Annotated in this window: 26 protein-coding genes and 1 pseudogene; 7 read left to right on the top strand and 20 right to left on the bottom strand. The window is 37.5% G+C overall.

The features are described 5' to 3' along the window. Positions 1-27: 27 nt before the first annotated feature. The 6 genes from Q2T41_RS19110 to Q2T41_RS19085 all read right to left on the bottom strand — a co-directional run bounded on the left by Q2T41_RS19110 (position 28) and on the right by Q2T41_RS19085 (position 5,074). Positions 28-201, bottom strand: coding sequence for a hypothetical protein (locus Q2T41_RS19110; protein ID WP_304437378.1), 174 nt, complete (start codon positions 199-201; stop codon positions 28-30). A gap of 220 nt (positions 202-421) precedes the next feature. Continuing rightward, complete coding sequence (locus Q2T41_RS19105; RefSeq protein WP_304437377.1) at positions 422-1,231, bottom strand: sugar phosphate isomerase/epimerase family protein; 810 nt, start codon at positions 1,229-1,231, stop codon at positions 422-424. Between the two features lie 122 nt (positions 1,232-1,353). Then, on the bottom strand, positions 1,354-2,541 hold the full coding sequence (locus tag Q2T41_RS19100; RefSeq protein WP_304434048.1) for a PQQ-dependent sugar dehydrogenase: 1,188 nt from the start codon (positions 2,539-2,541) through the stop codon (positions 1,354-1,356). Between the two features lie 164 nt (positions 2,542-2,705). Continuing rightward, positions 2,706-3,341, bottom strand: a complete 636-nt coding sequence (locus tag Q2T41_RS19095; RefSeq protein WP_304434046.1) for an SDR family oxidoreductase — start codon at positions 3,339-3,341, stop codon at positions 2,706-2,708. Positions 3,342-3,483: 142 nt separating this feature from the next. Further along, complete coding sequence (locus Q2T41_RS19090) at positions 3,484-3,900, bottom strand: OsmC family protein (RefSeq protein ID WP_089260384.1); 417 nt, start codon at positions 3,898-3,900, stop codon at positions 3,484-3,486. Positions 3,901-3,964: 64 nt separating this feature from the next. Further along, a complete protein-coding gene (locus Q2T41_RS19085; RefSeq protein ID WP_304434043.1) occupies positions 3,965-5,074 on the bottom strand; it encodes an alkene reductase in 1,110 nt (369 codons plus the stop codon). 281 nt (positions 5,075-5,355) lie between these two features. Between Q2T41_RS19085 and Q2T41_RS19080 the strand changes: the two genes are divergently transcribed. Next, positions 5,356-7,608: a TonB-dependent receptor gene (locus Q2T41_RS19080; protein WP_304437376.1), complete on the top strand. Its 2,253-nt coding sequence runs from the start codon at positions 5,356-5,358 to the stop codon at positions 7,606-7,608. Positions 7,609-7,665: 57 nt separating this feature from the next. Here the strand turns inward: Q2T41_RS19080 and Q2T41_RS19075 are convergent. Then, positions 7,666-9,218, bottom strand: a pseudogene (locus Q2T41_RS19075) (DEAD/DEAH box helicase). A gap of 119 nt (positions 9,219-9,337) precedes the next feature. On the opposite strand from Q2T41_RS19075, the gene Q2T41_RS19070 reads away from it, so the two are divergent. After that, complete coding sequence (locus Q2T41_RS19070; RefSeq protein ID WP_304434039.1) at positions 9,338-9,922, top strand: pseudouridine synthase; 585 nt, start codon at positions 9,338-9,340, stop codon at positions 9,920-9,922. On the opposite strand, the gene Q2T41_RS19065 is transcribed toward Q2T41_RS19070, so the two are convergent. From Q2T41_RS19065 to Q2T41_RS19055, 3 genes are all read right to left on the bottom strand, one after another. Beyond that, positions 9,915-10,850: an EamA family transporter gene (locus Q2T41_RS19065; protein ID WP_304437375.1), complete on the bottom strand. Its 936-nt coding sequence runs from the start codon at positions 10,848-10,850 to the stop codon at positions 9,915-9,917. The two genes, Q2T41_RS19070 and Q2T41_RS19065, sit on opposite strands and share 8 nt — an antisense overlap. A 15-nt stretch (positions 10,851-10,865) precedes the next feature. Further along, a complete protein-coding gene (locus Q2T41_RS19060) occupies positions 10,866-11,324 on the bottom strand; it encodes a cold-shock protein (RefSeq protein ID WP_304434038.1) in 459 nt (152 codons plus the stop codon). A gap of 361 nt (positions 11,325-11,685) precedes the next feature. Further along, positions 11,686-12,468, bottom strand: coding sequence for a hypothetical protein (locus Q2T41_RS19055; protein WP_304434036.1), 783 nt, complete (start codon positions 12,466-12,468; stop codon positions 11,686-11,688). A gap of 161 nt (positions 12,469-12,629) precedes the next feature. Between Q2T41_RS19055 and Q2T41_RS19050 the strand changes: the two genes are divergently transcribed. Beyond that, a complete protein-coding gene (locus Q2T41_RS19050; protein WP_089260396.1) occupies positions 12,630-13,259 on the top strand; it encodes a GntR family transcriptional regulator in 630 nt (209 codons plus the stop codon). Here Q2T41_RS19050 and Q2T41_RS19045 read toward each other — a convergent pair whose 3' ends face one another. Together Q2T41_RS19045 and Q2T41_RS19040 are read right to left on the bottom strand one after the other, a co-directional pair. Beyond that, positions 13,260-13,859 (bottom strand): hypothetical protein, encoded by a 600-nt coding sequence (locus tag Q2T41_RS19045; protein ID WP_304434033.1) that lies wholly within the window; start codon positions 13,857-13,859, stop codon positions 13,260-13,262. A gap of 3 nt (positions 13,860-13,862) precedes the next feature. Continuing rightward, the gene (locus Q2T41_RS19040; RefSeq protein WP_304437374.1) at positions 13,863-14,354 is read right to left on the bottom strand and encodes an RNA polymerase sigma factor; all 492 of its coding nucleotides are present in this window, start codon (positions 14,352-14,354) and stop codon (positions 13,863-13,865) included. A 209-nt stretch (positions 14,355-14,563) separates the two neighbouring features. Between Q2T41_RS19040 and Q2T41_RS19035 the strand changes: the two genes are divergently transcribed. Continuing rightward, positions 14,564-14,713 (top strand): hypothetical protein, encoded by a 150-nt coding sequence (locus Q2T41_RS19035; RefSeq protein ID WP_304434028.1) that lies wholly within the window; start codon positions 14,564-14,566, stop codon positions 14,711-14,713. A gap of 2 nt (positions 14,714-14,715) precedes the next feature. Here the strand turns inward: Q2T41_RS19035 and Q2T41_RS19030 are convergent, their stop codons facing one another. The 3 genes from Q2T41_RS19030 to Q2T41_RS19020 are packed head-to-tail and all read right to left on the bottom strand — an operon-like array spanning position 14,716 to position 17,446. Next, entirely contained in the window at positions 14,716-15,822 is a 1,107-nt protein-coding gene (locus Q2T41_RS19030; RefSeq protein WP_304437373.1) for an amidohydrolase family protein, read from the bottom strand. 5 nt (positions 15,823-15,827) lie between these two features. Continuing rightward, positions 15,828-16,439 (bottom strand): nucleotidyltransferase family protein, encoded by a 612-nt coding sequence (locus tag Q2T41_RS19025; RefSeq protein WP_304437372.1) that lies wholly within the window; start codon positions 16,437-16,439, stop codon positions 15,828-15,830. After that, on the bottom strand, positions 16,439-17,446 hold the full coding sequence (locus Q2T41_RS19020; RefSeq protein WP_304434021.1) for an XdhC family protein: 1,008 nt from the start codon (positions 17,444-17,446) through the stop codon (positions 16,439-16,441). The genes Q2T41_RS19025 and Q2T41_RS19020 overlap by 1 nt, the downstream gene beginning before the upstream one ends. A 203-nt stretch (positions 17,447-17,649) precedes the next feature. On the opposite strand from Q2T41_RS19020, the gene Q2T41_RS19015 reads away from it, so the two are divergent. Beyond that, positions 17,650-18,741 carry a vWA domain-containing protein gene (locus tag Q2T41_RS19015; protein WP_304437371.1) on the top strand — a complete coding sequence of 364 codons (1,092 nt, stop codon included), beginning with the start codon at positions 17,650-17,652 and terminating at the stop codon, positions 18,739-18,741. A 206-nt stretch (positions 18,742-18,947) separates the two neighbouring features. Beyond that, positions 18,948-19,769, top strand: coding sequence for an OmpA/MotB family protein (locus Q2T41_RS19010; protein WP_144800507.1), 822 nt, complete (start codon positions 18,948-18,950; stop codon positions 19,767-19,769). 75 nt (positions 19,770-19,844) lie between these two features. Here the strand turns inward: Q2T41_RS19010 and Q2T41_RS19005 are convergent, their stop codons facing one another. The 4 genes from Q2T41_RS19005 to Q2T41_RS18990 are packed head-to-tail and all read right to left on the bottom strand — an operon-like array spanning position 19,845 to position 23,877. After that, positions 19,845-21,308 (bottom strand): M14 family metallopeptidase, encoded by a 1,464-nt coding sequence (locus Q2T41_RS19005; protein ID WP_304437370.1) that lies wholly within the window; start codon positions 21,306-21,308, stop codon positions 19,845-19,847. Positions 21,309-21,359: 51 nt separating this feature from the next. Further along, positions 21,360-22,019 (bottom strand): N-acetylmuramoyl-L-alanine amidase, encoded by a 660-nt coding sequence (locus Q2T41_RS19000; RefSeq protein WP_304437369.1) that lies wholly within the window; start codon positions 22,017-22,019, stop codon positions 21,360-21,362. Then, positions 22,016-22,438: a 3D domain-containing protein gene (locus Q2T41_RS18995; RefSeq protein WP_315897737.1), complete on the bottom strand. Its 423-nt coding sequence runs from the start codon at positions 22,436-22,438 to the stop codon at positions 22,016-22,018. Before Q2T41_RS18995 ends, Q2T41_RS19000 begins: the two co-directional genes overlap by 4 nt. 5 nt (positions 22,439-22,443) lie before the next feature. Further along, the gene (locus tag Q2T41_RS18990) at positions 22,444-23,877 is read right to left on the bottom strand and encodes an FG-GAP repeat domain-containing protein (RefSeq protein ID WP_304437368.1); all 1,434 of its coding nucleotides are present in this window, start codon (positions 23,875-23,877) and stop codon (positions 22,444-22,446) included. A gap of 183 nt (positions 23,878-24,060) precedes the next feature. Here Q2T41_RS18990 and Q2T41_RS18985 point away from each other — a divergent pair, with 183 nt between their 5' ends. Next, entirely contained in the window at positions 24,061-24,462 is a 402-nt protein-coding gene (locus Q2T41_RS18985; protein WP_304437367.1) for a DUF2452 domain-containing protein, read from the top strand. Here the strand turns inward: Q2T41_RS18985 and Q2T41_RS18980 are convergent. Further along, positions 24,457-25,332 (bottom strand): pirin family protein, encoded by an 876-nt coding sequence (locus Q2T41_RS18980; protein WP_304437366.1) that lies wholly within the window; start codon positions 25,330-25,332, stop codon positions 24,457-24,459. The two genes, Q2T41_RS18985 and Q2T41_RS18980, sit on opposite strands and share 6 nt — an antisense overlap. Positions 25,333-25,336 lie beyond the last annotated feature (4 nt).

Raw genomic sequence — 25,336 nt, 5'->3', positions numbered from 1 at the left:
CTTTTTTCTCGGCGTTTTGCATTGCCCTTAATAAATTTTCAACTTGCTGTTTGGAAAGTTGATTTGGCCTAGGTTGCTGCTGTTGCTCCTTATCCCCTTGTTCAGGTTGTTTCTTTTGATTTTTTTTATCGCCTTCACCATCTTTGTTCTCGTCTTTTTGCTCTTCATTTTTATCGCCTTCCTCACCTTTGTCCCCTTCATCTCCTTGGTCTTTTTTGTCCTCGTTTTCCCCTTCGTCTTTTTTGTCCTGGTCCTTGTTTTCGTCCTGGTCCTTTTTGTCCTCGTCCTTATCGTCTACCGTTTAGATATACTTTTTCAGGGTACGACATAGGTTATAAATAACGTTGAAGATGTTTTTTAAAATACTGGGCACTATCCGTTATGCTTTGCATGGAATTCTTTGCAAAATTACCGCCTTGTTCTAAATAATAATACTGTAAATCCTCTTTATTGATATTGGCCAAGATTTGTTTATAGTCAATTGAACCATTTCCCATTTCAGAATAATCCCGCGTATTCCTATCCATATCCTTAATATGCACATAACATATCGTTTCGGATTTTCCCGTATTAAATCATGAATGCTTTTGGTGGAAGAATGCTCAACCCAATACATATCCATTTGTAATTTCACCAAATTGGGGTCGGTTTCCGCTAAGATTATAGCATACCCTTGTTCGCCGTTATGATCGGTAAATTCAAAATCATGATTATGGTAGGCAAACTGTAGTCCGGCATTGTTGACCTGCTCCCCTATTTTATTTAATTTATCGGTCAATATTTTAAAATGTTCTATGGTTCGGTATTCAGGTGCCAACCATGGCCAGGTTATATATGTACTTTGTAAGGTTTTTGCACCTTTTATGCATTGGTCCACATAACGCATAAGTACATTTTCCGGTTCATTGAATAGATTAGAAAAGTTATAGTGGCCGCTAGATATCGTAAAATCCAGGTCATCTAATTGTCTCTTAAATTCTTTGGAAGGTATACCATAATAGCTATCATTTTCCCCATCATAACCATATATTTCCCCATCCTCATATCCCAGCCCTCTTGCATAAGCTATGCTACCAATAGGATCGTTTGCCATAGCATCACGAATAGTAAATAATTGCAATCCCATTTTATATTTATAATCCAATGGCAATACCGATAACGGTAACATGGAACTAACGGACAATACACCTGTTTTTTTCAAAAAGGTCCTGCGTGAATTGGGATTATTCATACGTATAGATTTAAAACTGTACTTGTGATTAATAAATATAAATCATAGTCATTAAAATTAATATGATACGCATAAAAAAGCGACCATATTGATCGCTTTTTTTATTTACTTCAACATTAGGTTTACTTTTGTGCTAGCGCAGTTTCGCTATAGGTGACTCGGTAAATGGCATCTCCAAAATCATCAGAAATCAACATGGAGCCATCCTTTAACATCAACATATCCACTGGTCTTCCAGATGCTTTTTGCTCTACTTCATCTAACCAGCCATCTATAAATACTTCGTTGCCTATGACCTCCCCTTCTTCTATATCTACCATCATTATCCTATATCCTACTTTTTTGCTTCTGTTCCAAGAACCGTGCTCTGCAATAAATGCCCTGCCCTTATATTCTTGGGGAAACATGGTGCCGGTATAAAATTTGATACCTAAGGGAGCCACATGAGCTCCAAGTTGAAGTGCCGGCGAAACAAAATCCGAACACGGATGTTCGTCACCAAATTCCGGATCTTTGACAATACCACCATGACAAAACGGATACCCAAAATGCTGACCAGCTTCGGTCACCTTGTTCAGTTCACAAGGAGGTATGTCATCACCGAGCATATCCCTGCCATTATCCGTAAACCACATTTCCTTGGTTTCTGGGTGCCAAGTAAAACCAACGGAGTTTCTAACGCCACGGGCATAAATTTCACGATTGCTACCATCAGGGTCCATTCTGGAAATGGTCGCAAAACGTTCATCTTCATTGGTACGGTTGCAAATGTTACAAGGTGCACCTACCGGCACATATAATTTATCATCCGGTCCAAAAGCAATATATTTCCAACCATGATGAAATTCAGTTGGGAAATCATCATATACCAATTCTTTTTCCACAGATTTGCCCAATTGGTCTTCAATACTGGGATATTTCCAAAGACTACCTACCTGCGCAACATACAGATCCCCATTTCTAATGGCTATACCGTTAGGAACTTCCATGGTATCCAGTATAATAACATTGTCCGCTTTAAAGTCGCCATCATTATCCTGTATGGCATACACCGTGTTTTCATTCCTAGTGCCAACAAAAAGGGTACCGTTATCACCCATAGCCATTGAGCGCGCACCATCTATTCCTCTAGCATACACTTCTATATTAAATCCTTCTGGTAGGTTTAACTCTAGCAAAGCTAAGTCTGTACTGTCCATTACTACTTCATTGGCTACCTCTGTAGCCTCTTTCTGTTTTTTGTCCTTGCAGGAGGAAAACGCTATGACCAAAATGGCCAGCGATATAATGTTATAAATTTTAGTTGTCATAAGGGTTCGTTTTTGTTTATACGAAGATACATAACCATAAGTTGTTTTAAAACAAGGCACTCTAGTCAATTAAAAGCTGTTTTGAGAAAAAGATAAACGAACAAAAAAAAAGCTGAGATCCGTCAAGAAATTAGCCTTAATTGTAAACTAATCAATAAATAGGTTTATTGAGCGGAAACAGCATCCAATGCCTTACCGATCAGGGTTTCACCATTGATAATTTCAAATGTTTCGTTCATGGCAGAATCATCATGTAAAGAGCGCACCAAAGTTTGGGCAACATCATCTCTGGTAATTGAACCTTTTTCCCCAAGCTTGGACTGTAATTTGATTTTTCCTGTACCCTTATCATTTGTTAAGGATCCTGGTCTTACTATGGCATGTACAAGTTCTGTAGATTTTAAATATTCGTCCGCATTATGTTTAGCTTTTAAATACTCCTGTAAATCTTCCGTTTCTTCTGGATTGTCTGCCCCCATTGAGCTGAGCATTACAAATTTTTTGATATTTGCTTTTTTGGCTTCATCGATCAATCTCTTTGCGCCTTCTTGATCTACTTCAACTACTTTTTTTCCACCTGACCCAGCAGCGAATATGACCTTATCAATATCCTTGACCGCATGTGAAATATCTTTTTCCAAATCACCTATTACGGTCTTAATATTTTCTTTTTTAAATTGGTCTTGCTGTTCTTCTTTTCTAACCATGGCCACTGGAACAAAATATTGTGAAACTTTTAAAAGGTTTACAATTTTTTTTCCCGTTGTACCATTGGCACCGGCAACTAATACATTTTCCATTTTCCTGTTATTTTTTACGCAAGTTCATGATTGTCATTGGTATTGATCAATGCAAATACCTATTTAATTGACCTGAATCATAAGGGGACTATAGTGCATAAAAAAGGCGGCTATGGCCGCCTTATAAAATCTATTTTAAAATTTAAGATAAACTGGCATTAAGAACTACTTCGGCCTTTAGTAATTTGGAAACAGGGCATACTTCTTTAGCTTTATGGGCAATTTTCTTGAATTCTTCTTCCTTAATTTCCGGTACGTCACCTACTAGGTCCAAAGTTACTTTCACGATCTCGCCATCCTTGAACGCTACTTTTGCCGCTACGTCCAGTGTGGTTGGCGTAAAGCCTTCTTCACCCAATAAAAAACTCAATTGCATGGAGAAGCAACCTGCATGGGCCGCTCCAATAAGTTCTTCGGGGTTTGTACCCTTTTCATCTTCAAATCTTGTATTAAAGGCATAAGGGGTATTGTCTAAAACGGTACTTTCGGTAGATAACGTTCCTTTGCCCTCTTTGCCGCTACCTTTCCATTGTGCCTTTGCATTTCTTGTAAAATTCATTTTCTTATATTTTAATTAATAATGTAGTTTATTTGATTTAAGTGCTATTTCCCAACACTATGTATTAGACAATTTGCGCTTTTTCTTGATATGTGGGATAATCCAAGTACCCTTCTTTTCCAGGTGTGTAAAAGGTATCCTCGTTCCATTTAGATAATTCATTGCCGTTTTTAAAACGTTCCACCAAATCCGGATTTGAAATATATAGTTTACCATAGGCCACCAAATCTGCATTGCCCTCTTCAATTACCTTATTGCCGCTTTCTTGGTCAAATCCTGCATTTATCATTAGAGTACCATTATACAATGGTCTAAAGTGTTTTGCAATATGCTGCACAGCATAAGGTATATCGGAAACATCGGTGAATGGTTCTGACAAATGAATATAGGCCAAATTGTAGTCGTTCAATTTTTTAATGATATATTCAAAAGTGGGAATGGTCTCCTCATCCATAGTCATACCAAATAAACCATTTAGAGAAGGATTAAAGCGCGCGCCTATCTTTTCTTGTGGTATTACCTCTTTAACGGCATCAAGCACTTCAAAGAAAAAACGCGCTCTGTTTTCAATAGAACCACCGTACTCATCTGTCCTTGTATTTGACGTAGCGTTAAAAAATTGATGAAACAGGTACCCATTTGAGGAATGGATTTCTACGCCGTCAAATCCGGCTTCTACCGCATTTTTTGCCGCATTGACAAAATCTGTTACGGTTGCCTTGATTTCTTCCTTGCTCATTGACTTAGGAGTAACGGTATCCTTGAAACCCTCTGAGGTAAACGATTTTGAATTAGGGTTGATGGCTGATGGTGCCATAGGTAGATCACCATTATGAAAATCTGGATGAGACATTCTGCCAACATGCCAAAGCTGTATAAAAATGGTACCGCCTGCATCATGTACCGATTCGGTAACTTTTTTCCACCCTTCCACCTGGGCCTTGGAATGTATTCCAGCAGTGTTTACATAACCTACTGCAGCTTTGGAAACTTGGGAACCTTCAGTAATGATAAGTCCCACAGAAGCCCTTTGCGTATAATAAGGTACGTGTAAATCCTCCGTAGGGGCATTCTCGTCATTAGCCGCCCTACTCCTGGTCATGGGAGCCATAACGACCCTATTTTTAAGTTGTATGTTTTTACGATATGGTGTTAATAATATTTCTGTATTCATAGCTATCTTTTGTTTTCTAACAGTTCATAAAAGTCTAACATTATCGGCATGATTATTAACTCGTCTCAATAAAAACTTATCATATATGAAAAATGGACACTGCAAATCTTTACTAGGTTTTACCATAAATGAGTGCTGTTGAATGCTAAATAAATGTGGAAAAAATAATTGCTGAGGATATTAAATTTAGGGTTCTACCATAAATTTGCAGATTTACAAAACCATATTATTTTTTTGTCGTAGGTACGTTAAAGACATTCTTTAACCTAAAAAATATAAAAATGAACTATAGCTACAAGTGGGCACTTAGGCTGTTACAAGTATTAACCATAATATTAATATCCACTTCAGTAAAAGCACAGAACATTAAAGGTAAGGTTACCGATTATAAAGGTACGGCCTTGGAAAATGTCGGTATTTTCAACCAGACTTCAGGCCAACATAGCCATACCAACTTATCGGGGGCATTTTCACTTCCTGCTACACATATAAACGATTCCGTATACTTTTCCAATTTGGGCTATAAAACTTTTGTTCTAGTCATAGAACCTAAACATTTTAATGAGCAGGTACAGATTACCTTGGAGGAGTCCAGCATAAACTTAGATCAAGTTGTTGTGGTGTCCAAAGTAGATGCAATGAGTAAAATTGTGAATATAGATGTACAGAATGATCCGGTAAAATCTTCCCAGGAAATTTTACGAAAAGTGCCGGGGCTTTTAATTGGCCAACATGCAGGCGGCGGTAAGGCAGAACAGATTTTTTTAAGAGGTTTTGATATTGACCATGGTACGGATGTAGCCATTAGTGTAGATGGTATGCCGGTGAATATGGTATCTCATGCGCATGGCCAGGGCTATGCAGATCTACACTTTGTGATACCGGAAACAATAGAACATATAAATTTTGGAAAAGGATTGTATTATGCCGATAAGGGAAATTTTAACACCGCTGGGTACGTTGACCTTGGCTTGAAAAAAAGTATTGACAAAAGTATGGTATCCTATGAAACCGGACAGTTCAATACCAATAGATTTGTGGGACTATTTAAATTATTGGAAGGAAATAAAAGTGATGCCTATTTGGCTTCGGAAATTTATCTTACCGACGGACCGTTTGATTCCCCACAAAATTTCAATAGGATAAATATTTTAGGACGTTACAATTATAAGGACCTTGGTAAGGAAGAGCTTACATTGACCGCCTCTCATTTTCAAAGCAAATGGGATGCCTCGGGACAAATTCCTCAAAGGGCGGTTGATCAAAACCTTATTGGCAGGTTTGGCGCCATAGATGATACCGAAGGAGGACAGACCAGTAGAACAAATTTAATGTTGAACCATACCAGATTTTTGGGCGATGACCAGTTTTTAAAGACGAGGGCATTTGTAAGCAAATATGATTTTGAATTATTCTCAAACTTTACATTCTTTTTGGAAGATCCGGTAAACGGAGATCAAATTCGTCAATTTGAGGATAGGACGGTTATGGGTGCTGAAACAGCTTTTGAGCAAATCAATATTACGGTTGGTGAAAATGATATGGTTGGGTACAAAGCAGGAATAGGTTTTAGAAATGATAATGTAGATGATGTGTCGCTATCACATACCTTAAACAGGAAGACCACTTTAGAGCAGTATGCATTTGGGGATGTCGATGAAACCAATATATACGGATTTTTGGATGGCACTTATAAAACCGGAAATTGGACTTTTAATCCCTCTGTACGTTTAGATTATTTTAAGTTCGATTATGAAAATAAATTAAGCGAAGCTTACGATAGCAGAAGTGAAAACAAAGCAAAAGTTAGTCCAAAACTTAATACGTTATATACGGTAAACCGCAATTGGCAAATGTTCTTAAAAACAGGTTTAGGATTTCATTCTAACGATACACGTGTTGTAACCGCGAATGAAGGTAGGGATATATTGCCAACAGCGTATGGATTAGATTTGGGTACTATAGTAAAACCTGTGGATAAACTTGTATTGAACGCTACGTTATGGGGACTTTTATTAGATCAGGAATTTGTGTACGTAGGTGATGCCGGTATTGTTGAACCTAGTGGAAAGACACGAAGGTTAGGAATAGAACTAGGAGCCCGTTATCAATTATTGGACTGGTTATATGCATATAATGATATTAATTATACCTACGCCAGAAGTACGGAGGAGTTAGAAGAAGAGGATTATATTCCACTTGCGCCGGACCTTACCTCGGTTGGTGGCTTATCCATAAGTGATTTAGGTAACTTTTCCGGGTCATTGAATTATCGTTATTTAGGTGATAGGGCCGCAAACGAAGATAATAGTATAGTAGCGGAAGGTTATTTTGTAACCGATTTAAACTTGAATTATCATATTAAAAATTGGACATTGGGTCTGATAATTGAGAATTTATTTGATACGGAGTGGAACGAGACCCAATTTGCTACAGAAAGCAGATTGTTTAATGAAACCGCATCTGTTGAGGAAATTCACTTTACTCCCGGAACACCATTCTATCTTAGAGGCAAAGTGTCGGTAAGGTTTTAGGAATTTTGCAAGTATCTACAAGTAATAAAAAAAATGAACGTATAGGTTAGTCGAAAGTTAATCCTCTGGCGGATGTCCATGAATGTCTTCAAAAACAGTATCGAAATTTTCTCTTAGGTATGCGTTCAATTTCTTTTGGTAGTCGTCCTTTAACCAACTTAAAAAGTTATAGGTGCTTTTGCTAATACATTTTCCGTAAACGTGAATTCTATTATCAATATCTTCTTTTAATAGCTTTGCCAATGCTATGGCATCATAAACATCTTCACTGTTTTCAATACACATATGGGCATGCTGTGCTATGGAACGCTCCAGAACCACTTTAGATGATTCTCCTGCAAACGTAGCGGTTTCATACGTTTCCTTGATATCAAAATAGGTCTCCTTTGAGTTTTTGAATTCTGCTTTGACCTCTTCGGACAAATCCAGTTTAAAATCACTTTCAATATCCTCATCATCCCTAATACGGTCCATGTAGAAATTAGGGGATTTGAAAATAGCGCCCCAATCTAGGTCCGCACCCCAAGGACCAAAACGATAAAGGTTGTTCCCTAGGTCAATTACGGTGAATTTGGATTTATTGTTCAAGACCCTAGATCCCCTACCGATCATTTGATAGTAAAGCGTAAGAGATTTTGTTGCCCTATTAAGGATAATGGTGTCAATGGTCGGTTCATCAAAACCGGTTGTTAAGATACTTACGGATGTTAAGATTGCATCTGGCGTTTCCCTAAACCACCTTAATATTTGTTTACGTTGTTTTTTGGTCGCCGTATTATCCAAATGCATAATGGGCAATCCTACGGCTTTGAATGTATGGTATACTTGTATGGACGTTTCTATACCATTGTTGAAAATTAATGTTTTTTTACCTTTGGAGTGTTTTGAATAAGCTTCTAATAGCTTGTTCAGCATAGCCGGGCTAGTATATAGATCGGCAGATGATTTTACGGTATAATCACCATTAGAGCCTACTTCCAATGAAGTTAGCCCCATATCATAATGAAACACCTCTGCCCTAGCCAAGAAATCGTTCTCTATAAGGTTTTCAATACTTTCCCGGGTATAAGTTCATCATAATTCTTGTTCATGGGCAAGTCCTTATTGGAACTTAAAGGAGTGGCCGTTACACCAAGAACAAATGAATTTTCAAAAAATTTGAACAGTTTGGTAAATGAATTGTAATGCGCCTCATCAATGATGACCAGGCCAACATCTGAAATATCCAGCTGGTCGTCGTTTAGACGATTGTTCAAGGTTTCTACCATGGCCACATAACAACTGTAACGCTCTTGGTCATCCAAATTTGCCTTACTGTTAACCACTTTGTTAACGACGCCAAAATTGGTGAGCATTTCAGAAGTTTGATTACAAAGTTCTATACGGTGGGTCATCACCAAAACTTTTTTGCTATGGTTTTTAAGGTACTGTCTTACTATTTCAGAGAAAATAACAGTTTTACCACCACCGGTTGGCAATTGATATAAAAGATGGTAATCTTCACGTTCAGAATCGAACTTGTTAAAAATTTGTTGAATAGCACCCTGTTGGTAGCTATATAGTTCCTTATCGGTTTTCTTATCCTGTAGTTCAAAAACTGTCTCTTGCATAAAATCTTTTCTGGAAGTTGCAAAGGTAACATTATCAATAGTAGATTACTAATTCATGGGTTAAAAAGGGTATCTTTTGCGACCATTGGTAAGCAATTTTTTACAGACCATACAAAATAATGAAACATTACCATTTTAAAGTGTATAAACCATTTGGAATGTTGAGTCAATTGACTTCCAACGAAGAACGGCAGTTGCGCAAGAAAAAGTTTTTAAGTGAACTTTATTCGTTCAATTCTGAAATTATGCCTATTGGTAGATTGGACGAGAAGTCAGAAGGTCTTTTACTCATGACAACTGATGGTAAATTAAGCGATATCATAAATCGTAAAGGAGTTGAAAAAGAGTATCTGGCACAGTTAGATGGGCTAATTAGTACACAAGCCATTATAGAACTAAGTAGCGGGGTAAATATTGGACTTTTTGGCACTACCTATGGTACAAAACCCTGTACGGTAGAGCAATTATTGACTAACCCCACATTACCCGAACCCAGTGCTAAGCTCCGTATTGGAAGGCATAGACCAACTTCATGGATACGAATTATACTTACCGAAGGTAAATTTAGGCAAATACGCAAAATGACGGCTGCGGTCGGTTATCCTACCATACGACTAGTACGTGTACGTATAGGGAATATCTATTTGGGACACATGCAACCCGGACAAGTGGAGCCAATAACCTTAAATACGGATATTATTTAGGAATTTTTTTACCTGAAAACCTAGAGAAAATCGTTAAGCTTTTTTTAGAATTGATAAAATAGACCCCTGTCAAAAGCAATATTGAGGCAACTATGGATTGTAATGTAATCTGTTCATTTAAGAAATACCAGCCTAATACCATAGCAATGATCGGGTTAACGTACGAAGAAGTGGCCACCTTTTCTGGAGAAACAAACCGTAACAGATAATTAAAGGCCGTAAAGGTTACAATACTGCCAAAAATAATAAGTAATAACATGGACCAAAGTACCGGTATACTCCATTGTGATGGCCAAGACCAATTCTCTCCAAGTAAAAAGCTAATAATAATAAGGGAAAAACCACTGGTCAACATTTGATAGCCGGTATTGACAAAAAAGTTTTGTGGTAAATCTGCCTTACCGACAAATAAACTTCCATAAGACCAACTCAACATACAGATAAAGATGAGGAACATTCCCAATACTGCGCCTTCTTGGGTTATTATTTGCTTTTGCCCAACTAATAAAAAAATACCGGTAATACCCAATATTACACCTATTACGGACATGGGTTGAATTTTTTTACCTTGCAACACACGCATCATCAATAAAACTACCAAGGGCTGTGCGGAAACCTCCAAGGCCGCAAAACCGCTATCTACGAATTTCAAGGCCCACACCACTACCCCATTTCCAAATGTTAAAAAAAGAAACCCTGCAATAAACGTATTCTTAAATTGTGTTTTGGTAATGCCTAAGGATAGACCCAAAATTTTGGATATGATGAAAATTAAACTGCCGGCCGTTAAAAAACGAATACCTGCCAGCATAAAGGCAGGTAATTCCGTTACCGCAATTTTGTTCCATAAATAAGTAGATCCCCAGATGAAGTAAATGGCAAAGAAAGACAATACTACCAGAACGGTATTGCGTTGCAGTTTTGCCATAGGGAAATGTGTTGGCTATATTTTTTTGACACGAACGGCATTCATACCCTTCATTCCTTTTTCAAGCTCGTACGAAACCTTGTCATTTTCCATGATTTCATCGATAAGACCGCTCACATGAACAAAATATTTTTCATTGTTTTCAGCGTCTATGATAAAACCAAAACCTTTAGAAGTATCAAAAAATGAAACCTTACCGTTTCTTACCGGATCAAATTCCTCAACATCACCTTCCTCTTTTTTAGGAATACCCAAAACAATATCCTCAGCTTCTATTTCTACCTTCATGGCAGGATCTGGCGGTGTATCTACCAAATTACCATTGAAGTCCACATAGGCCAATGGTATGCCAGAAGTACCACTTTCCTTCGCCGCTGCCTTGCGCGCAAGCATTTTTTTCTTTTTCTCTTCTCGCTTTTTTAAGCGTTTTTTTTCTTTTTCAGTTTTATTAAATGTCTGTTGTGATTTTGCCATTCGAAATTTTAATGATAATACTTGAATTTTACTGTAAAGGAATTGAAATACGTGGTGACGTATAGAACCAATGGTAAGTTTTTTGAGTAAACTATGCTGCCATTTGTTGTAAGGCCATTGCAAGAATCATCTGCACCCCTTTAAAGTCCAACAAAGATATGATTTGTATTTCAATTATTTAGCATTACGGGGCATCAAACTAATAAACTTTTAAAAGAGTTTACCATTATTTAATAGATAGCCAAGAAATATGGATTATAAGATGTCATAATACAGGAAATAATAGTCCTGAAAATGAAAAGAGGAGTTTAAACTACTGTCGTTTAAACCCCTCTTTTAAATTATTAATATGATATATACCCTAATCCTTTAGGGTAATATTCTCTTGAACGCCGTTAGGATAGGTCATAGTGGCACTATCATCACAAGTACCATCGCCAAATGCTACATTAACGGTAAGTCCATTTTTGGAGATATCCAAATCACCTGCAGCAATATAGGTACAGCCTAAGTCGCTTTTTAAGGGGGAATTTACCTCAATTTTATACGTGTTTCCTTCATATACCACAGTCCACTCTCCTGTTACACTATATGAAGCCGTTTCATCAAAAGTTATGGTCGTACTTTTTGTTCCGTTATCGGATATTATTGAGCCATCTTCCATTTCTACAGTTATATCGCTTGTAACCTCAAATGTTATGGCACTTTCGTTATCATTGCTACTGAACACATAAGATCTGGAACCGTTGACTTTGATTTCCCCAATATAAAAATCCACATAGCTTGCGGTAAAGGAACCTTCTTCTCCCTGAAGGTCATAGGTTACGGTCAACGTACCGTTTACTTGATCCGTTCCGTTCAATACACAATTGTTGAATACCGCTGTGTAGCCGGTATCCGTATATTCTGCGGTATAGCATTCTTCATTCGATGATTTTCCCGAAGTACCTTGGGCAGATGACATATTGTAAAGTGCAAGGTCCACACCGTCCAAATAATCATCGGTGGTTAAAACTGCTTGCAATTCTGTTTCTGTAATAACTGCTTGTTCATCCATAGCATTATCATCACTACAGCTATAGGCAATGAATAATACCGGAAGTACGGCAGATAATTTTCTTAAAATTAATGTTACTTTTTTCATATTGTTTGCTTGTAGGGTTGTGCTATAAAAACGTACAAAAACACCATTAATTATAAAGACCGTTAATTTTATGCCATGTTCTTAGAATATAAAATCCACAAAGTATACGAAAACATTAAAATATTCGCTTATAATCATATACGATATACTATTTTTGACTCATGTTGGTAAAAGTAAACTTAAGGGACCAAGTAAGGGATTACCTTCTTTCTCAGATGATTACCGGAAATCTAAAAACGGGCAAGACCATTAATTTGGCGGCCCTTTCGCGCGATTTAGATGTTAGTGTAACCCCAATTAGGGAAGCGTTGGCACAATTGCAGCAGGCACATATCATCAAGGCCGTACCTAACAGAGGGTTCATCATTGCCGAACTGGATGTTAAAGAAGCCGAGGACCTTTATGGCCTAGTTGCCAATCTAGAAGTAATGGCCATTGAAAACACGGAGTTTACCCAAGACGATATTGAACAACTAAAAATGCAGCAAGAAGTATTTGAAAATGCCAAAGATGCCATTTCCCGGATACAAGCGGACTTGGAATTTCATAGGCTGCTTACCAAGGGTTATGAGAACGATTTGGCCTTACAGATACTAAACGACCTTAAAACCCGTATTTTCTTTTATGAAAGGGCCTTTACCAATGATGACTCCTTCTATAACAAATCCGATAACCAACATGAATCCATAATAGCCGCCATTGCCGATAATAACGTTCCTACGGCATCACTGCTATTAAAAATGAACTGGATGCTTATCTTAAACTACATCCAGAAAAAATTGACCGAATAATTAATCCAGTTCTTTCAAAATTTCTTGTGCAGATTTGGTCAATCGCATATATCCTCTATAACCCCATAAGCAAAAAATAAGGGTAATCATTAAAGTTATGGTTAGGAATATCCATTGTGTAGATCGTAAACCTTCCATAAAGATATCCTTGCCTGAACTAATTTTTGAAAAAGTAGGTAAAATAAATACCATACCGGCCATTCCAATACCCATAGCTATCTGCTGTATGCGCAATAGGCGATTTTTAGATTTTAAATAATGGGAAAGATTGGCTTTATAGCTACCGTTTAAAAGGTCTAAATTTTTAATCCTACGCAAGGCATCCAATACCAGAATGGGAAAAATAACCATATAGCCTATGGTCAAAATTCCACATAAACGTAAGTACCAAGTATCCAAAACATTGAATTTATATAAGAAAAGTAAAGCCAGTGCAAAACATACTACAGCACCTATTGTTTCTAAGGTTAGTGCGCTTTTAAATTTATTTTGATATTTCTCTTTGGTCATGTTCAAGATAATTGTATTCGTCAATTTTTTCTGCCGTTCCAGTTCGTTGCCCATTTGCACCCAGGCAGATTGTAATTCCTCCAGTTCCATAGATTATGATTTTATCATGTTAGATTTTAATTTTTGTTTGATTCTTGAGATTCGCGTTCCCACATTACTGGCCTGTAACCCAGTTATTTCTGCTATTTCCTTATAGCTTTTTGCCTCTAGTAGAAGAAAAATCAAGGTTTTGTCCAAATGATTTAAATGCTTTAAATGTGCATATAACAACCGTAATCGCTCTTCATATACGTCATCATTGCCAGGTTCCATAATTTGTGAAACTGTATCTGCCATAGAAACGGAATCCGGTCTTCTTTTATCTTTTTTTAAAAAAGTAATGGCCGTATTCATGGCAACTTTATACATCCAAGTGGTAATTTTAGACTCATTCCTGAACGAATCAAAGTACTTCCATAACTGAAATACCACATCTTGAAAAAGGTCTTCCTGGTCTTGTTTGGTATCGGTATATATAGAGGTAACCTTAAACAACAAACCTTGATGATCTCTTATCAAATTGGTAAATTCAACTTCTTTGGACATGTACAACCGTTATTTTCCCTATTGGTATATGAACAAACCTTTTTGTCACAGATAATTATAATTTTTTTGTTTTTTGCTATCGTTTGGTTCGTACATAACGTCTATCCCATTATGGTTAGGATAACGATAACCAGCTGTTTAGCATATATTTAAAACTGTCTATGCAACATAGGGCACAAATGTTCGTTTTATTTAAAAATTATTAGGTTATGCAATTTTTAAACAAGGAAATTGAGGCTTTGACAAAACGTAAAAAAACCGCTGCACTAGCCAAGAAGCAAATATCATGTGGTATTTTTCAAGATACTAAGGATATCCCTGTCAAAGCAGAGGATGTAGTAGTATTGAAAAAAGTGTAATCTTATTCCTGAAACAAGGATTTATCCAGTCCTGGAATGAGATTTAGCGCATTTTTATAATATACTTTCTTCAACACATCGTCTGGTAGATCAAGCCCGTACATTGCCCAAAAGGCATGATATTTCTTGTAATACGGAAAGTATTCATCATTGCTCTCCAACACCCTAAAATATGTCGGAAATTCCTCTGGTTTCCAACTATCCTTACCAAACAGGATACGGTCTTGATATTTAATAAAAAATGCCCTTGCATGCTGTGGTTGTCTACCCAACTCCGCAATTACGGCAGATATACCTACATTCATATTGGGCATTGCATCAAGTAACTCGCCTAGCTTTTCCAAATTATTGGCATGCCATCCCATATGAGCATTAATGAACTTGGTCTTTGGATGTTTTTTAAAAACGTTATGCTGTTCCTGTATAATTTGTTCAAAAGGTGCCGGATCCGTGGCAGACCTTTTTCTTCTAGGATGTGTTTTTAATTCTAACCAACGCTCGTTTTCCGCATTCATTTCGTCCCAAAATGATTTGGGGTCAGCTGCATGAATCAATACTGGGACGCCCATTTCCGCACATTTTTCCCAAATAGGATCTAATCTGTAATCGTCAATTGCCAAACGATTTCCATCGGCATCTTTATTACGCAAACCTAGACTCTTAAAAATCTTTAAGCCTTTAGCCCCGTTCTTGATATCCAGTTCCAACTGGGCGGCAGCCTTTTTGCCCCACTGTAAATCCTTTGCTCCCTCAAAATCCACATTGGCAAAAACAACAAACCTATTGGGATAACTTTTGTTGATATTGTCAACTTTCTCTTTAAGACTTTCACCTGAACGTCCACTTAAGTTCACCATTATGGCTTCGTTCATGGCGTCCATATCTTTTACCAATGCCGTAAGTGCTTCTACTGACATATCCCTTTGGTGGCTATGCACATCAATAAATGGAAATTTGGCCGTTTTAATTTCTTTGCCCGGTATAACCAATGTAGAAATAGGGTTATACTCTTCAAATCCCAATTCTTGGGAATATGCAAAATTAACTAGAATAAGGAAAACACTGGAGATTAGTATTGCTTTAAGGTGGTACATCATATTAATTATCATGTTGGTTATTGGGTATCTGTAATTAGTTGTTCGTATGCCGCTTTAGTGTCTATATCAATAATTCCTTTTCCTGCATTTAGGCCAATGGTCTCTTTTCTATAACGTTTCAATATTTCTTTGGCCCCATAATCATCTTTAAGCTGGGAAAGTTTTTCATAAAAGGTAATAGGAAACAAAGCCGGTACACCCGTTTTTTGGGTATAATTGGTCGCAATTATTCTATTTGGATTTTGTATAAAATTTTCCACCATTAAATTTAAATAATCGGATGTCATTAATGGTTGGTCCGCAAGACAAATTAAAATACCTTGCGGTCTGGATGCCAATGAAAGTAAATGGTTTATACCATATGCTATACTATTTCCCAAACCCATTTGCCAATTGGGGTTTATCATATAATCAACATGGAGGTCGTTGAGGGAACATTTATCCACAATACGCGCTGCATGAGCGCCCAAAACAAGGTGTACCGAGCCTACCCTACTATTTTTGGCTGTTTTTATGATCTCTAATAAGAAATTGGAATCTTTCCACGGTAAAAGTTGTTTAATATCCTGCATGCGTTTAGATTCCCCTGCGGCCATTATTAAAACAGTTATGTCTTTTCCAGAAATCATTAAACCGGTTTTTGTGCCCTGTTTTTTAGCATCATGGGTTCGGTTTTCCTAATAACCGTTAGTATTTCCGCTAAAATTGAAATTGCAATTTCCTGAGGCGTTTCTGCACCAATATTTAATCCGGCAGGACCATGAATAGATTCAAGGAAATCTACAGAAATGTCCATATCCTGTTCCAATAGATGGTCCAGTAATTTTTCCCTCCTTTTAATAGGTCCTAAAACACCTAAGTACATAGGCTTTACATTTTTTAAGGCCATTAGATATTTTAAATCCTTGGCAAAGCTATGCGTCATAAGTACCACAGCCGTTTCTTCATCTATTTGTTCTACGGGGAATAGTTCGGGTTCATAATTCAATAATTCATCTATATTCTTAAAATCCAGTATGGACTTATTCTCTTGTGGAGTTACGGCCACCCTTACTTCCCAACCCATACTAACTCCAAAGTGAGCTAGCTGAACCGCGTCATGTTCACCACCTATAAGCAATAACCGTTTGCAAGGAGGCATTGTTTGCTCAAAGGAGTGCGCGTTAGACTGTTGCTTGGTGTAAGGATTTAAAGGATATGTTTTTGCACCTAGTGTTATAAAGGTACCATAACCATTTAATTGCCCAAATTCTTTCTCATATGTTGTTGATAATGTAAAGTCCATTCTATTCTCTATTACCTTTTTAAAGGCATGTACAACGGATTCGTTTGGAGAGAAAAATTCCAACATGATGTACAAAATACCTTCGCACCCTAAACGAAAGCGACCGTCATAGGTCATTAATTTGGCAGAATGGTCCTTAAAGACGGACTGTGACTGAAAAAGTACTTCTTTTTCCACACAACCACCACTGACAGCTCCGATCATTGTATCATCTTCACGGATCAGCATACGGACACCTGGTTTTCTATACGAGGAACCTTCAAGAAAAACTACGGTTGCCAGAACACAACTAACATTTTCTTTTTTTGCCAATTCGTACGCATTAAAAATAGTCTTAAGTTCGTGGGTCATTTATTGTATTATGTTTATAAGTAACATTTTATATAGCTTAGGACTTTATTAGATTTGCTATAAAGCTACTAAAATTATGGGCTTTTAATTTTTCAATATAAACAGGTAATTCATCTTTAACAATCTTTAACATTAATTTTAAAATCTTCTATAATTTAAATACACTTTGTCCGTTCTGCTAGTTGAACATATAAATATTGAATATGAAAAATTTTTTAAAGACCTTCAGTGTGTTTTTTGTACTGTCTTTACTGGTTTCGTGTGGTAATGCAGATGATGATGTAAGTTTGGACCTGAATCTTGGGGACGGTCTAGGGAAAGGAGAGCCGGTAGATGATTGCTTAGGATTGGAAGAAGGTGAGTTGGTGCTTTCCATTCAGGAACAGTATACCACATTGCCTGGAAAAGTGTCCGTTTTCTTTAGAGTATCCGATACAAGCGGAAATCCCGTTCCAGGCTTAACGGCAAATCAATTTACCATTTATGAGCAAGGACGTAATGATGATTGTTTCAAAACCATTTCCACCTCTGAGTCTTCTGCAAGGATTTCTCCAAATTCCCAAATATTCTCTAACAATACCTTATTGGTGTTAGATTTAAGTAATAGCGTGTTGAGCAGTAGCTTGCAGGAATTAAAATTGGCCTCCACCAGTTTTATTGACGCCGTAATGCCATCTACCACCCAAGAGTCCGTAAAAATGGCTATCTATTGGTTTGATGGTGAAGATGAACTTCACCTATTGAATGCTTTGACCCCTTCTAAAGATGAACTAATCGCATCTATAGATGGTATAACCGATGATATCAGTAACGATCCATCTACAGATTTATATGGTGCGGTAATTAAATCTACCGATATAGCATCGGATTTGGTAAAAACTTCTACCGCAGGTGGTAAAATTGGAGCTGCCTCCGTTGTTTTGTTTACGGATGGTACGGATCAAGCATCTCGTTATACCGAAAACGCCGCCCTTAAGAAAGTGAACGAAGCAAATGCCAACATTTCTTTCTTCAGTATAGGATTAGGTGGTGAGATCGATACAGAGGTCTTGACCGATATAGGTAAGACCGCCAGTGTATTTGCACAGAACAAAGATGAACTGGAGCGTACGTTCAGGGATATTTCCGAAAAAGTATCCGAAAGGGCCAATAGCTATTATTTATTTGAATACTGTAGCCCTAAACGAGATGGTAGCGGTGATAATAATTTGGCCATAGAACTTAATACCGGAGCCAGAAAAGGTGCGGTACAGACCAAGTTCAGTGCCAACGGATTTACCGGAGGTTGCGAATAAGTTTAATATGAAATCACAAGGAAAGAAGCGTAAATACGCTTCTTTTTTTTTGTTTTATTCCAGCACCAACAACATGTTGATACTCATTTTGTTGGCGTTAAAATCACACTTAATTTTAAAGTAGGTGCATGGACACAAAACGTCCGTTTACCGATTTGCCCCGTATATAAAACCGATTACACAATTATTAATTTAAAATATATAAAATGAAAAGATTATCCTTGGTTACTATATTTTCGGTAGCATTGCTTACTTCATGTGTTTCTAAGAAGAAATATGTTGCCTTAGAAGACAACCTTTCACAGACACAGAGCACGCTTCAAAAAACACAGGTTGAAAAAGAAGAATTAGAGGCTCAAATGTCAAAAATAGAAGCCCGTGTAGAAGAGTACAACGCTAAGATCAATTCATTGAAAGAAATGAACGATAGCCAATTTACCAGCGTTGACGATGTTACCGTAATGAGTAACAACACCAAAGCCAAAATGAGAAATACGTTGAAGAATGTAGACCCGGCAAAATTGGCAGGCGCAAAAACACTACAGGATTCTATGAACTTGGCGGTGTCCTATAAGCTAAAACAATCCATATCAGATGAGGATGAAGATGTAAACGTAAGTATTGATAAAACGGTAGTGATGATCAATATTTCTGATGAACTTTTGTTCAATACGGCCAGTTACAATGTAAGCAGTAAGGCAAATTCTATTTTAAAGAAATTGGCAGATGTCATTAAATCAGAGCCAAGTATGGAAGTAATGGTTGAAGGCCATACGGATTCTAGAACTATCAATACCCCAATGGTTACGGATAACTGGGATTTAAGTGTAAAACGTGCCACCTCTATCGTACGTAAATTACAGAAGGAATATGGTGTTGACCCATCTCAATTAATTGCATCAGGTAGAAGTAGTTATTTGCCATTGGTAGAAAACAATTCTAAGGAAAACATGGCAAAAAACAGAAGAACCAAAATCATTATTCTTCCTAATTTGGATAAGTTCTTTGCATTGTTAGATGCTGAGTAATCTTCTAATTAGGTTATAAATTTAAAAGGGATGGTTAAACCATCCCTTTTTTTATATTCAATATTTTTTGAGCAATCATTTATAGATCATGCCATTGGGCACCTCAATATTTGATTGTGATAGATTGACCAAAAAGCCATTAATGACCGCATACTCCAAACGGCCATCTTTTTCCAGAAAAAAGGTTGGGTTTATACCTGGTTGTAGTTTAAGTTCCGGTATTTTATAATTGGCACCAATTAAATGAACCGGAAAAGGCGAGTTAAGTTGTTTGGCCGGTATCGTGGACATACGAACATAAGCGTGGCCATCTTTCAATAATTGACCAAAGTCCAAACTTTGTACCTCGTTGAGGGTATTTAGGGTTTTTGGATACGCTGTAGCTTGTTTTAAGGTGTAACCGGTAGCATCTAAGGTTTCATAACCATAATAGGTAGAAAGATCTCCCTGATCAAGAATTCGGCTACTGTACCAGAAAGAATTATGGTCTGCATAATCCACTTCAACCTGATGGATGCCTACATCAATTTTATATGAATTCCCCATCAAGTTATAACTGGCATTGGTTATTTTTAAATCGAAGAGTTTACGGTCGTTTTCCGGAATTTTTTCATATTCACCTATAGCTATTTCTTTATAGTTCTGTTTGGCAATGGTATATATTGCGGAAAGAATGGACACATAGTTAAGTTTTCTTATTTCCTGTTTTTCGGTATCGTTAGGATAGCCTCCAGATTCTATTAAAATAGTACTTGTACCCCATTTTTGAATATTGTCACCAAAGGCACGTGGTTCAAAATCATCATTGTAGCGACCAACTTGTCCCGGAGCATATTTTTGAAGGATGGAATTCATGAAAACTATTATTTTCATGGCATTGCCACGTACTTCGTTGATATCCTTTTCATAGTTGTAAGCTGGTGCCAAATAGGATATCGTTGCCGGTTTGTCGGTCCTTTCGGCATTGTAGTAGGTACTTTGGTCATGAAGGTTAAAGCCAAAATCCGCCGCTAGACTATCCCGAACCCTTTTTAAGGTTTTTGATTCGGGCGATTGTAACCTAAGCGCATCACGGTTTATATCTATGCCCAACAAATTACGTCGTTGAAAAAGTTCAGCTCCATCAGGATTTAGCATTGGTAAAAAATGGATGCTGAGATTGGATAAAATGGCCTCTTTTTCTTCTTTAAAATCCTTACTGTCAAAAAAATTCAGAATATCGAATATAGCCTGTGTAGCGGTAGGCTCATCACCATGCATTTGTGACCAAAGAAAAACATTGACGTCTCCCGTACCCAAACTAATTAAGCTTAACTCCTTACCTCCTATTGATCGGCCCACGGTAGAAACCTTGAATTTGGGGTTGCTACTATACGTAGCTATTAGTGGCTGTATATCGGCTCTTTTGATCCTTCTCTTCCCAATTGAACCCTCTTTATAATTTTCGTAGGTATCATATAACTGGGTGGTCAATGCGGATGATTGACCAAGACCTAGCATGGGTAATGCGCATAAAAGTGCCAGTGCTATTTGTTTCATATGTTTTATTATTTGTTCTTATTGATTAATAGGATAAAAATACGATTTGCTTTACTGTGCCGGCAAAGGTTTAAAATCTAAATCCCTGACCGCTCTGCGCACTTTTTTCATAAAGTCTTCACCCGGATCGGTTTTTATAGTCCTGTACCCCTCATCTTTTTCTAGCCACAACGGATGATTTTCAAAACGGGTATATTCATAATGGCCTATTAAATAATCAATATCATATTTCTTCTTCAGATAACCTACCAGCCATATATTGGCTTTTAGTTGGGCCTTGGTCAACGGCAATTCATTTGTTCCGCCTACATTTTCAATACCTATCGCACAATGGTTAAGGCCAATGACATGACGTGCCATGGTAGTTTCCGGTAATAGTTGATAAATGGTACCGTCCCTATCTACCATAAATTGTGAAGACACGTTCAACCCACTTATATCCTTAATATCCGGACGCCAATTAGGCAATGTTTCCGGGTCAAAAGCTTCAAATGATTCCTTAAAAGTGGGAATTACCGTCCAATGCAAAACAATCATGCTTGGTATTATTTTAGGAGTTTCTTGCACGAGGCCATACCTATCTTTTAAATAATTTAACGTCAGTTGTTCACGCTGTTCCTTGAAAGTAATGGGATGCTCCAAAATGGTTTTGCTCGTTGAGCAGGATGCAAATAGTAGAAATAGGGCTAATAGGATAAAAACACGTTTCATGGATTGGTATTGTTAATAGTGTCCTTTAATACGGCATAGGTAATGGTAATTTTTCGTTTTCCCCATTCCTTGGCTTTTTTTACATCTTCGTCCATATAGATATCTATGCGGTTTCGCCAACGGGAATGCATTTTATCCTTTACAAGGTAAATACCTTCCAAAGTATCTATTTTAACCATGGTATTATACGCTAGGCCTTTTTTCAATAAATCCCTAGATACGGCAATCCATTTTACACCTGGTTTTATGGAATCTCCCCACGCAGTTATTGCCGGATGCTCGTATGAGGTCTGGTTTGGTAAGGAATTATAGGCCGTAGCCGTGACCTCTAAAGGTATCCATTCATATTTTTCTACCACTTTTGGACTACATCCCAAAGCGAGTAAAAAAATGGATATAACGAATACCTTGTACTTCACAAGCTCTAATGTAATTTATTTTCCAGAATTAGCAGATCGGTATAGCTTTCTTTCCAAACCTTGTTCAAGGTTTCTGTTGCCGGAGTAAACCCAAACGACATAGCACTCAGTACAATATCAATATCACCATCGTCATCTGTGTCCGCGGCATCCATCAAGAACCATCTACCCAAGGCTATATTGGCCAAATGTTGCTGCTTAAATGCTATGCTATTACCGTTCATATTTTCCAAATAAACAAAATTATAATCCGGATAGTTTTCATAATCCGGAAATGTTGCCAGTAGAGCCATATCTATATCCCCGTCTTCATCAAAATCTTTTGCAATTACCCGGGTGGCGCCGTTTAAAGGATGAAAATAGTGTTCCTTAAAATTATTTTTGCCATCATTGATATGAATGCGCATGCCGTGATACGGTTTGCTAACAAATGACTTATCCGCATTATCCCCGTTAACGGTAATAATGTCATCAAAACCATCCCCGTTAAAATCGACCAGCTCAAACCAACTGGAGCCATATACGGGACTAAACCTAATTATCTTTTCCGCTTTAAATTGTAAGGCTTCCTGCTGATAAAATATATACATTGCTTCATCACCTTGTGCCATCAATACAACTAAATCATCCTTACCATCCTTATTCATATCCCTTACAACAACACGCAAGGCACCGGGGAGGTTCAATAGAATGTTCTTGGAATAAAAACCGTATTTGTCCTTTACCAAAACTGAAAGATTACCGGTAAGGTCTCCAAATTCGCAAAGTAGAATTTCTTCCGTACCGTTATCATCTAAATCTGCATAAATGGTCTGCACCGGTCTGTGTAAGGAATCCTGTAAGATAGCCGTGGCTTGCCCATGTCTTAATACCGTGCGTCCCCTAGGTATTTCATTAGGATCCATAACGCCCATATTGGTTACATAAATACTATCCCCCACAAATCTGGCCGTAGTAATAGCCTTATCAAAATATCCGACATTTTGGGCTGTATGGGTGCTTAGATCATACGTCATTAACTCACCAAACCTAGATCCCGTAACAATCTGTTGTCGTAATGTATCTACTTCCAAAAATGTTAAATAGCTGCCCTTTACGCTATCCAGAGTAACCGGTTGTTCATTGAACTGCGTAAGGGGTACACTATGGATAGTATCTGATCTTGAAGGCAAATTTTCCGGAGCAAGCTCAATAATATAATTTTTTAAAAGTTCCCAGTCCTTTAAATCGATTATAGGTTGATAAGGATAAATACCTGTTTTAATAATGGCAGATTGTTCATTGAACGGCAGTTTATAATAAGGGTGGTTTTCTTGGGTAATTATACCCATACGCGCAGCCATAGCGGGTAGTACGTTATCCTCCCAAATATGTTTTGGTAAATCTTGAATATCTGGCGCCATATGACAGCTGGCACAATAGCTTTCATATAATACCACTTCCTTAGGTTTGTTTTCTGTGTTGCATGAAAACAGGGCAGCAAAAAATAGAAAGAAAAGTATTTTTTTAAGGATCATTAGAAAGGAATATGTTACCTAAAGGTTCAATTAATAATGGAAGATACCTATACCCTAATAATCTAACAAGGGATAAATGCAGGCTTTTCTTAAATTTGTACTGCTATGAAAAAAGATAAAAAACCGGACTATGTAGTCTACAATGAGAAAACACAGGAATATCATGGAAAATTACTGCCATTTGCATCTAGTGTTTCCGCACCAAAAATAACCCCGCCAGACGTAACTTCGTGGAAAAACAGCCACATTATCAGTGCCAATAACCAAATTAAGGCACAATATGAAGAGCTGGAAAAAGCCTATAGGGTATTAATGGAAAAGTATGAATACAATAATTTGGTCTATAGTGCAAAGTTCAATTTTGAACCTATAGTGGGAAAAACCTACCACCTATATAAATCTAAGGATGAGAGTACATTTTTATCATTAATTCAACCGCACGAGTGTAATTTTGACCATTTGGGCAACTTTAGGCTTACGGCCGATAAGATTTGGGAGAAACTATAGACCGGGCAATGGAATATAACTTTGCTCACCTTTCATCATAGGGAACGATCTTTGTGCCCATTGTTTCTTAATTTTCTCTAGGTTGGCCTTATCATAGGAAACAAAGTTCCAAAATATATGGCGCTCTTCCGGTAAAGGTTCCCCACCAAATAAAAGAATATGGCTACCTGCACGAATACGCGTTTTGCAGGTGTCCGATACTTTTGCTACAAGAATGTTACCTTTTCCTATTTCTTCCCCACAGGCTTCAATACTTCCATCTACAATACAAATACCAATTTCACCGCTAAGGTTGTTCATGGTGTCCAATTCATACGGCTCATCGGTCTTTATTTCTATCATGAACAAAGGGGAATGTACCGGTACGGGTGATGTACGCCCATAACCTGAGCCCGCAATCAATTTAAATGAAGCGTTATGGTCTGTCCATTGTGGCAACTCCTGCGCTGTAAAATGATGGAACTCAGGTGCTATTTGCTCCTTATCCTTAGGCAATGCTACCCAAATCTGGTAACCGTGGGCAATAAATTCATTGCCCTTTCGTAGGCTTTCCGGTGTACGTTCCGTATGCGTTGCCCCTCTACCGGCCACCATCCAATTTACTGCACCGGGACTTATAACCTGTTCCGTACCCAAACTGTCTTTATGAAGAATTTCACCCTCAAGCATAAAAGTAAGGGTAGATAGGCCATAATGTGGATGCTGGTCTACATCCATATAGTGGTGCGGACCTAATTGCGTAGGGTCCATATGGTCTATAAAGATAAAAGGGCCTATCATTCTCTTCTTTCTAAATGGTAACAATCTACCCACAAGAAAGTCACCAATATCCCTACTTCTTTCCTCAATTATTAATCCGATGTTAGACATACGC

Origin of the sequence: Maribacter confluentis (genome assembly GCF_030505015.1) — a bacterium.
Classification (GTDB): domain Bacteria; phylum Bacteroidota; class Bacteroidia; order Flavobacteriales; family Flavobacteriaceae; genus Maribacter; species Maribacter sedimenticola.
The sequence above is the reverse complement of the archived record's forward strand: the minus strand, read 5'-3'. Positions and strand labels throughout refer to the sequence as shown.

Excerpts from the sequence above, each read along its gene's own strand:
- Q2T41_RS19105 (WP_304437377.1), bottom strand. The coding sequence starts at position 1,231 with ATGAATAATCCCAATTCACGCAGGACCTTTTTGAAAAAAACAGGTGTA.
- Q2T41_RS19050 (WP_089260396.1), top strand. The coding sequence starts at position 12,630 with ATGTTGGTAAAAGTAAACTTAAGGGACCAAGTAAGGGATTACCTTCTT.
- Q2T41_RS19035 (WP_304434028.1), top strand. The coding sequence starts at position 14,564 with ATGCAATTTTTAAACAAGGAAATTGAGGCTTTGACAAAACGTAAAAAA.
- Q2T41_RS18985 (WP_304437367.1), top strand. The coding sequence starts at position 24,061 with ATGAAAAAAGATAAAAAACCGGACTATGTAGTCTACAATGAGAAAACA.
- Q2T41_RS19070 (WP_304434039.1), top strand. The coding sequence starts at position 9,338 with ATGAAACATTACCATTTTAAAGTGTATAAACCATTTGGAATGTTGAGT.
- Q2T41_RS19060 (WP_304434038.1), bottom strand. The coding sequence starts at position 11,324 with ATGGCAAAATCACAACAGACATTTAATAAAACTGAAAAAGAAAAAAAA.
- Q2T41_RS19110 (WP_304437378.1), bottom strand. The coding sequence starts at position 201 with ATGAAGGGGACAAAGGTGAGGAAGGCGATAAAAATGAAGAGCAAAAAG.
- Q2T41_RS19010 (WP_144800507.1), top strand. The coding sequence starts at position 18,948 with ATGAAAAGATTATCCTTGGTTACTATATTTTCGGTAGCATTGCTTACT.
- Q2T41_RS19080 (WP_304437376.1), top strand. The coding sequence starts at position 5,356 with ATGAACTATAGCTACAAGTGGGCACTTAGGCTGTTACAAGTATTAACC.
- Q2T41_RS19030 (WP_304437373.1), bottom strand. The coding sequence starts at position 15,822 with ATGATAATTAATATGATGTACCACCTTAAAGCAATACTAATCTCCAGT.
- Q2T41_RS19045 (WP_304434033.1), bottom strand. The coding sequence starts at position 13,859 with ATGGAACTGGAGGAATTACAATCTGCCTGGGTGCAAATGGGCAACGAA.
- Q2T41_RS19095 (WP_304434046.1), bottom strand. The coding sequence starts at position 3,341 with ATGGAAAATGTATTAGTTGCCGGTGCCAATGGTACAACGGGAAAAAAA.
- Q2T41_RS19005 (WP_304437370.1), bottom strand. The coding sequence starts at position 21,308 with ATGAAACAAATAGCACTGGCACTTTTATGCGCATTACCCATGCTAGGT.
- Q2T41_RS19015 (WP_304437371.1), top strand. The coding sequence starts at position 17,650 with ATGAAAAATTTTTTAAAGACCTTCAGTGTGTTTTTTGTACTGTCTTTA.
- Q2T41_RS19000 (WP_304437369.1), bottom strand. The coding sequence starts at position 22,019 with ATGAAACGTGTTTTTATCCTATTAGCCCTATTTCTACTATTTGCATCC.
- Q2T41_RS19065 (WP_304437375.1), bottom strand. The coding sequence starts at position 10,850 with ATGGCAAAACTGCAACGCAATACCGTTCTGGTAGTATTGTCTTTCTTT.
- Q2T41_RS19020 (WP_304434021.1), bottom strand. The coding sequence starts at position 17,446 with ATGACCCACGAACTTAAGACTATTTTTAATGCGTACGAATTGGCAAAA.
- Q2T41_RS19055 (WP_304434036.1), bottom strand. The coding sequence starts at position 12,468 with ATGAAAAAAGTAACATTAATTTTAAGAAAATTATCTGCCGTACTTCCG.
- Q2T41_RS19090 (WP_089260384.1), bottom strand. The coding sequence starts at position 3,900 with ATGAATTTTACAAGAAATGCAAAGGCACAATGGAAAGGTAGCGGCAAA.
- Q2T41_RS19085 (WP_304434043.1), bottom strand. The coding sequence starts at position 5,074 with ATGAATACAGAAATATTATTAACACCATATCGTAAAAACATACAACTT.
- Q2T41_RS19040 (WP_304437374.1), bottom strand. The coding sequence starts at position 14,354 with ATGTCCAAAGAAGTTGAATTTACCAATTTGATAAGAGATCATCAAGGT.
- Q2T41_RS18980 (WP_304437366.1), bottom strand. The coding sequence starts at position 25,332 with ATGTCTAACATCGGATTAATAATTGAGGAAAGAAGTAGGGATATTGGT.
- Q2T41_RS19100 (WP_304434048.1), bottom strand. The coding sequence starts at position 2,541 with ATGACAACTAAAATTTATAACATTATATCGCTGGCCATTTTGGTCATA.
- Q2T41_RS19025 (WP_304437372.1), bottom strand. The coding sequence starts at position 16,439 with ATGATTTCTGGAAAAGACATAACTGTTTTAATAATGGCCGCAGGGGAA.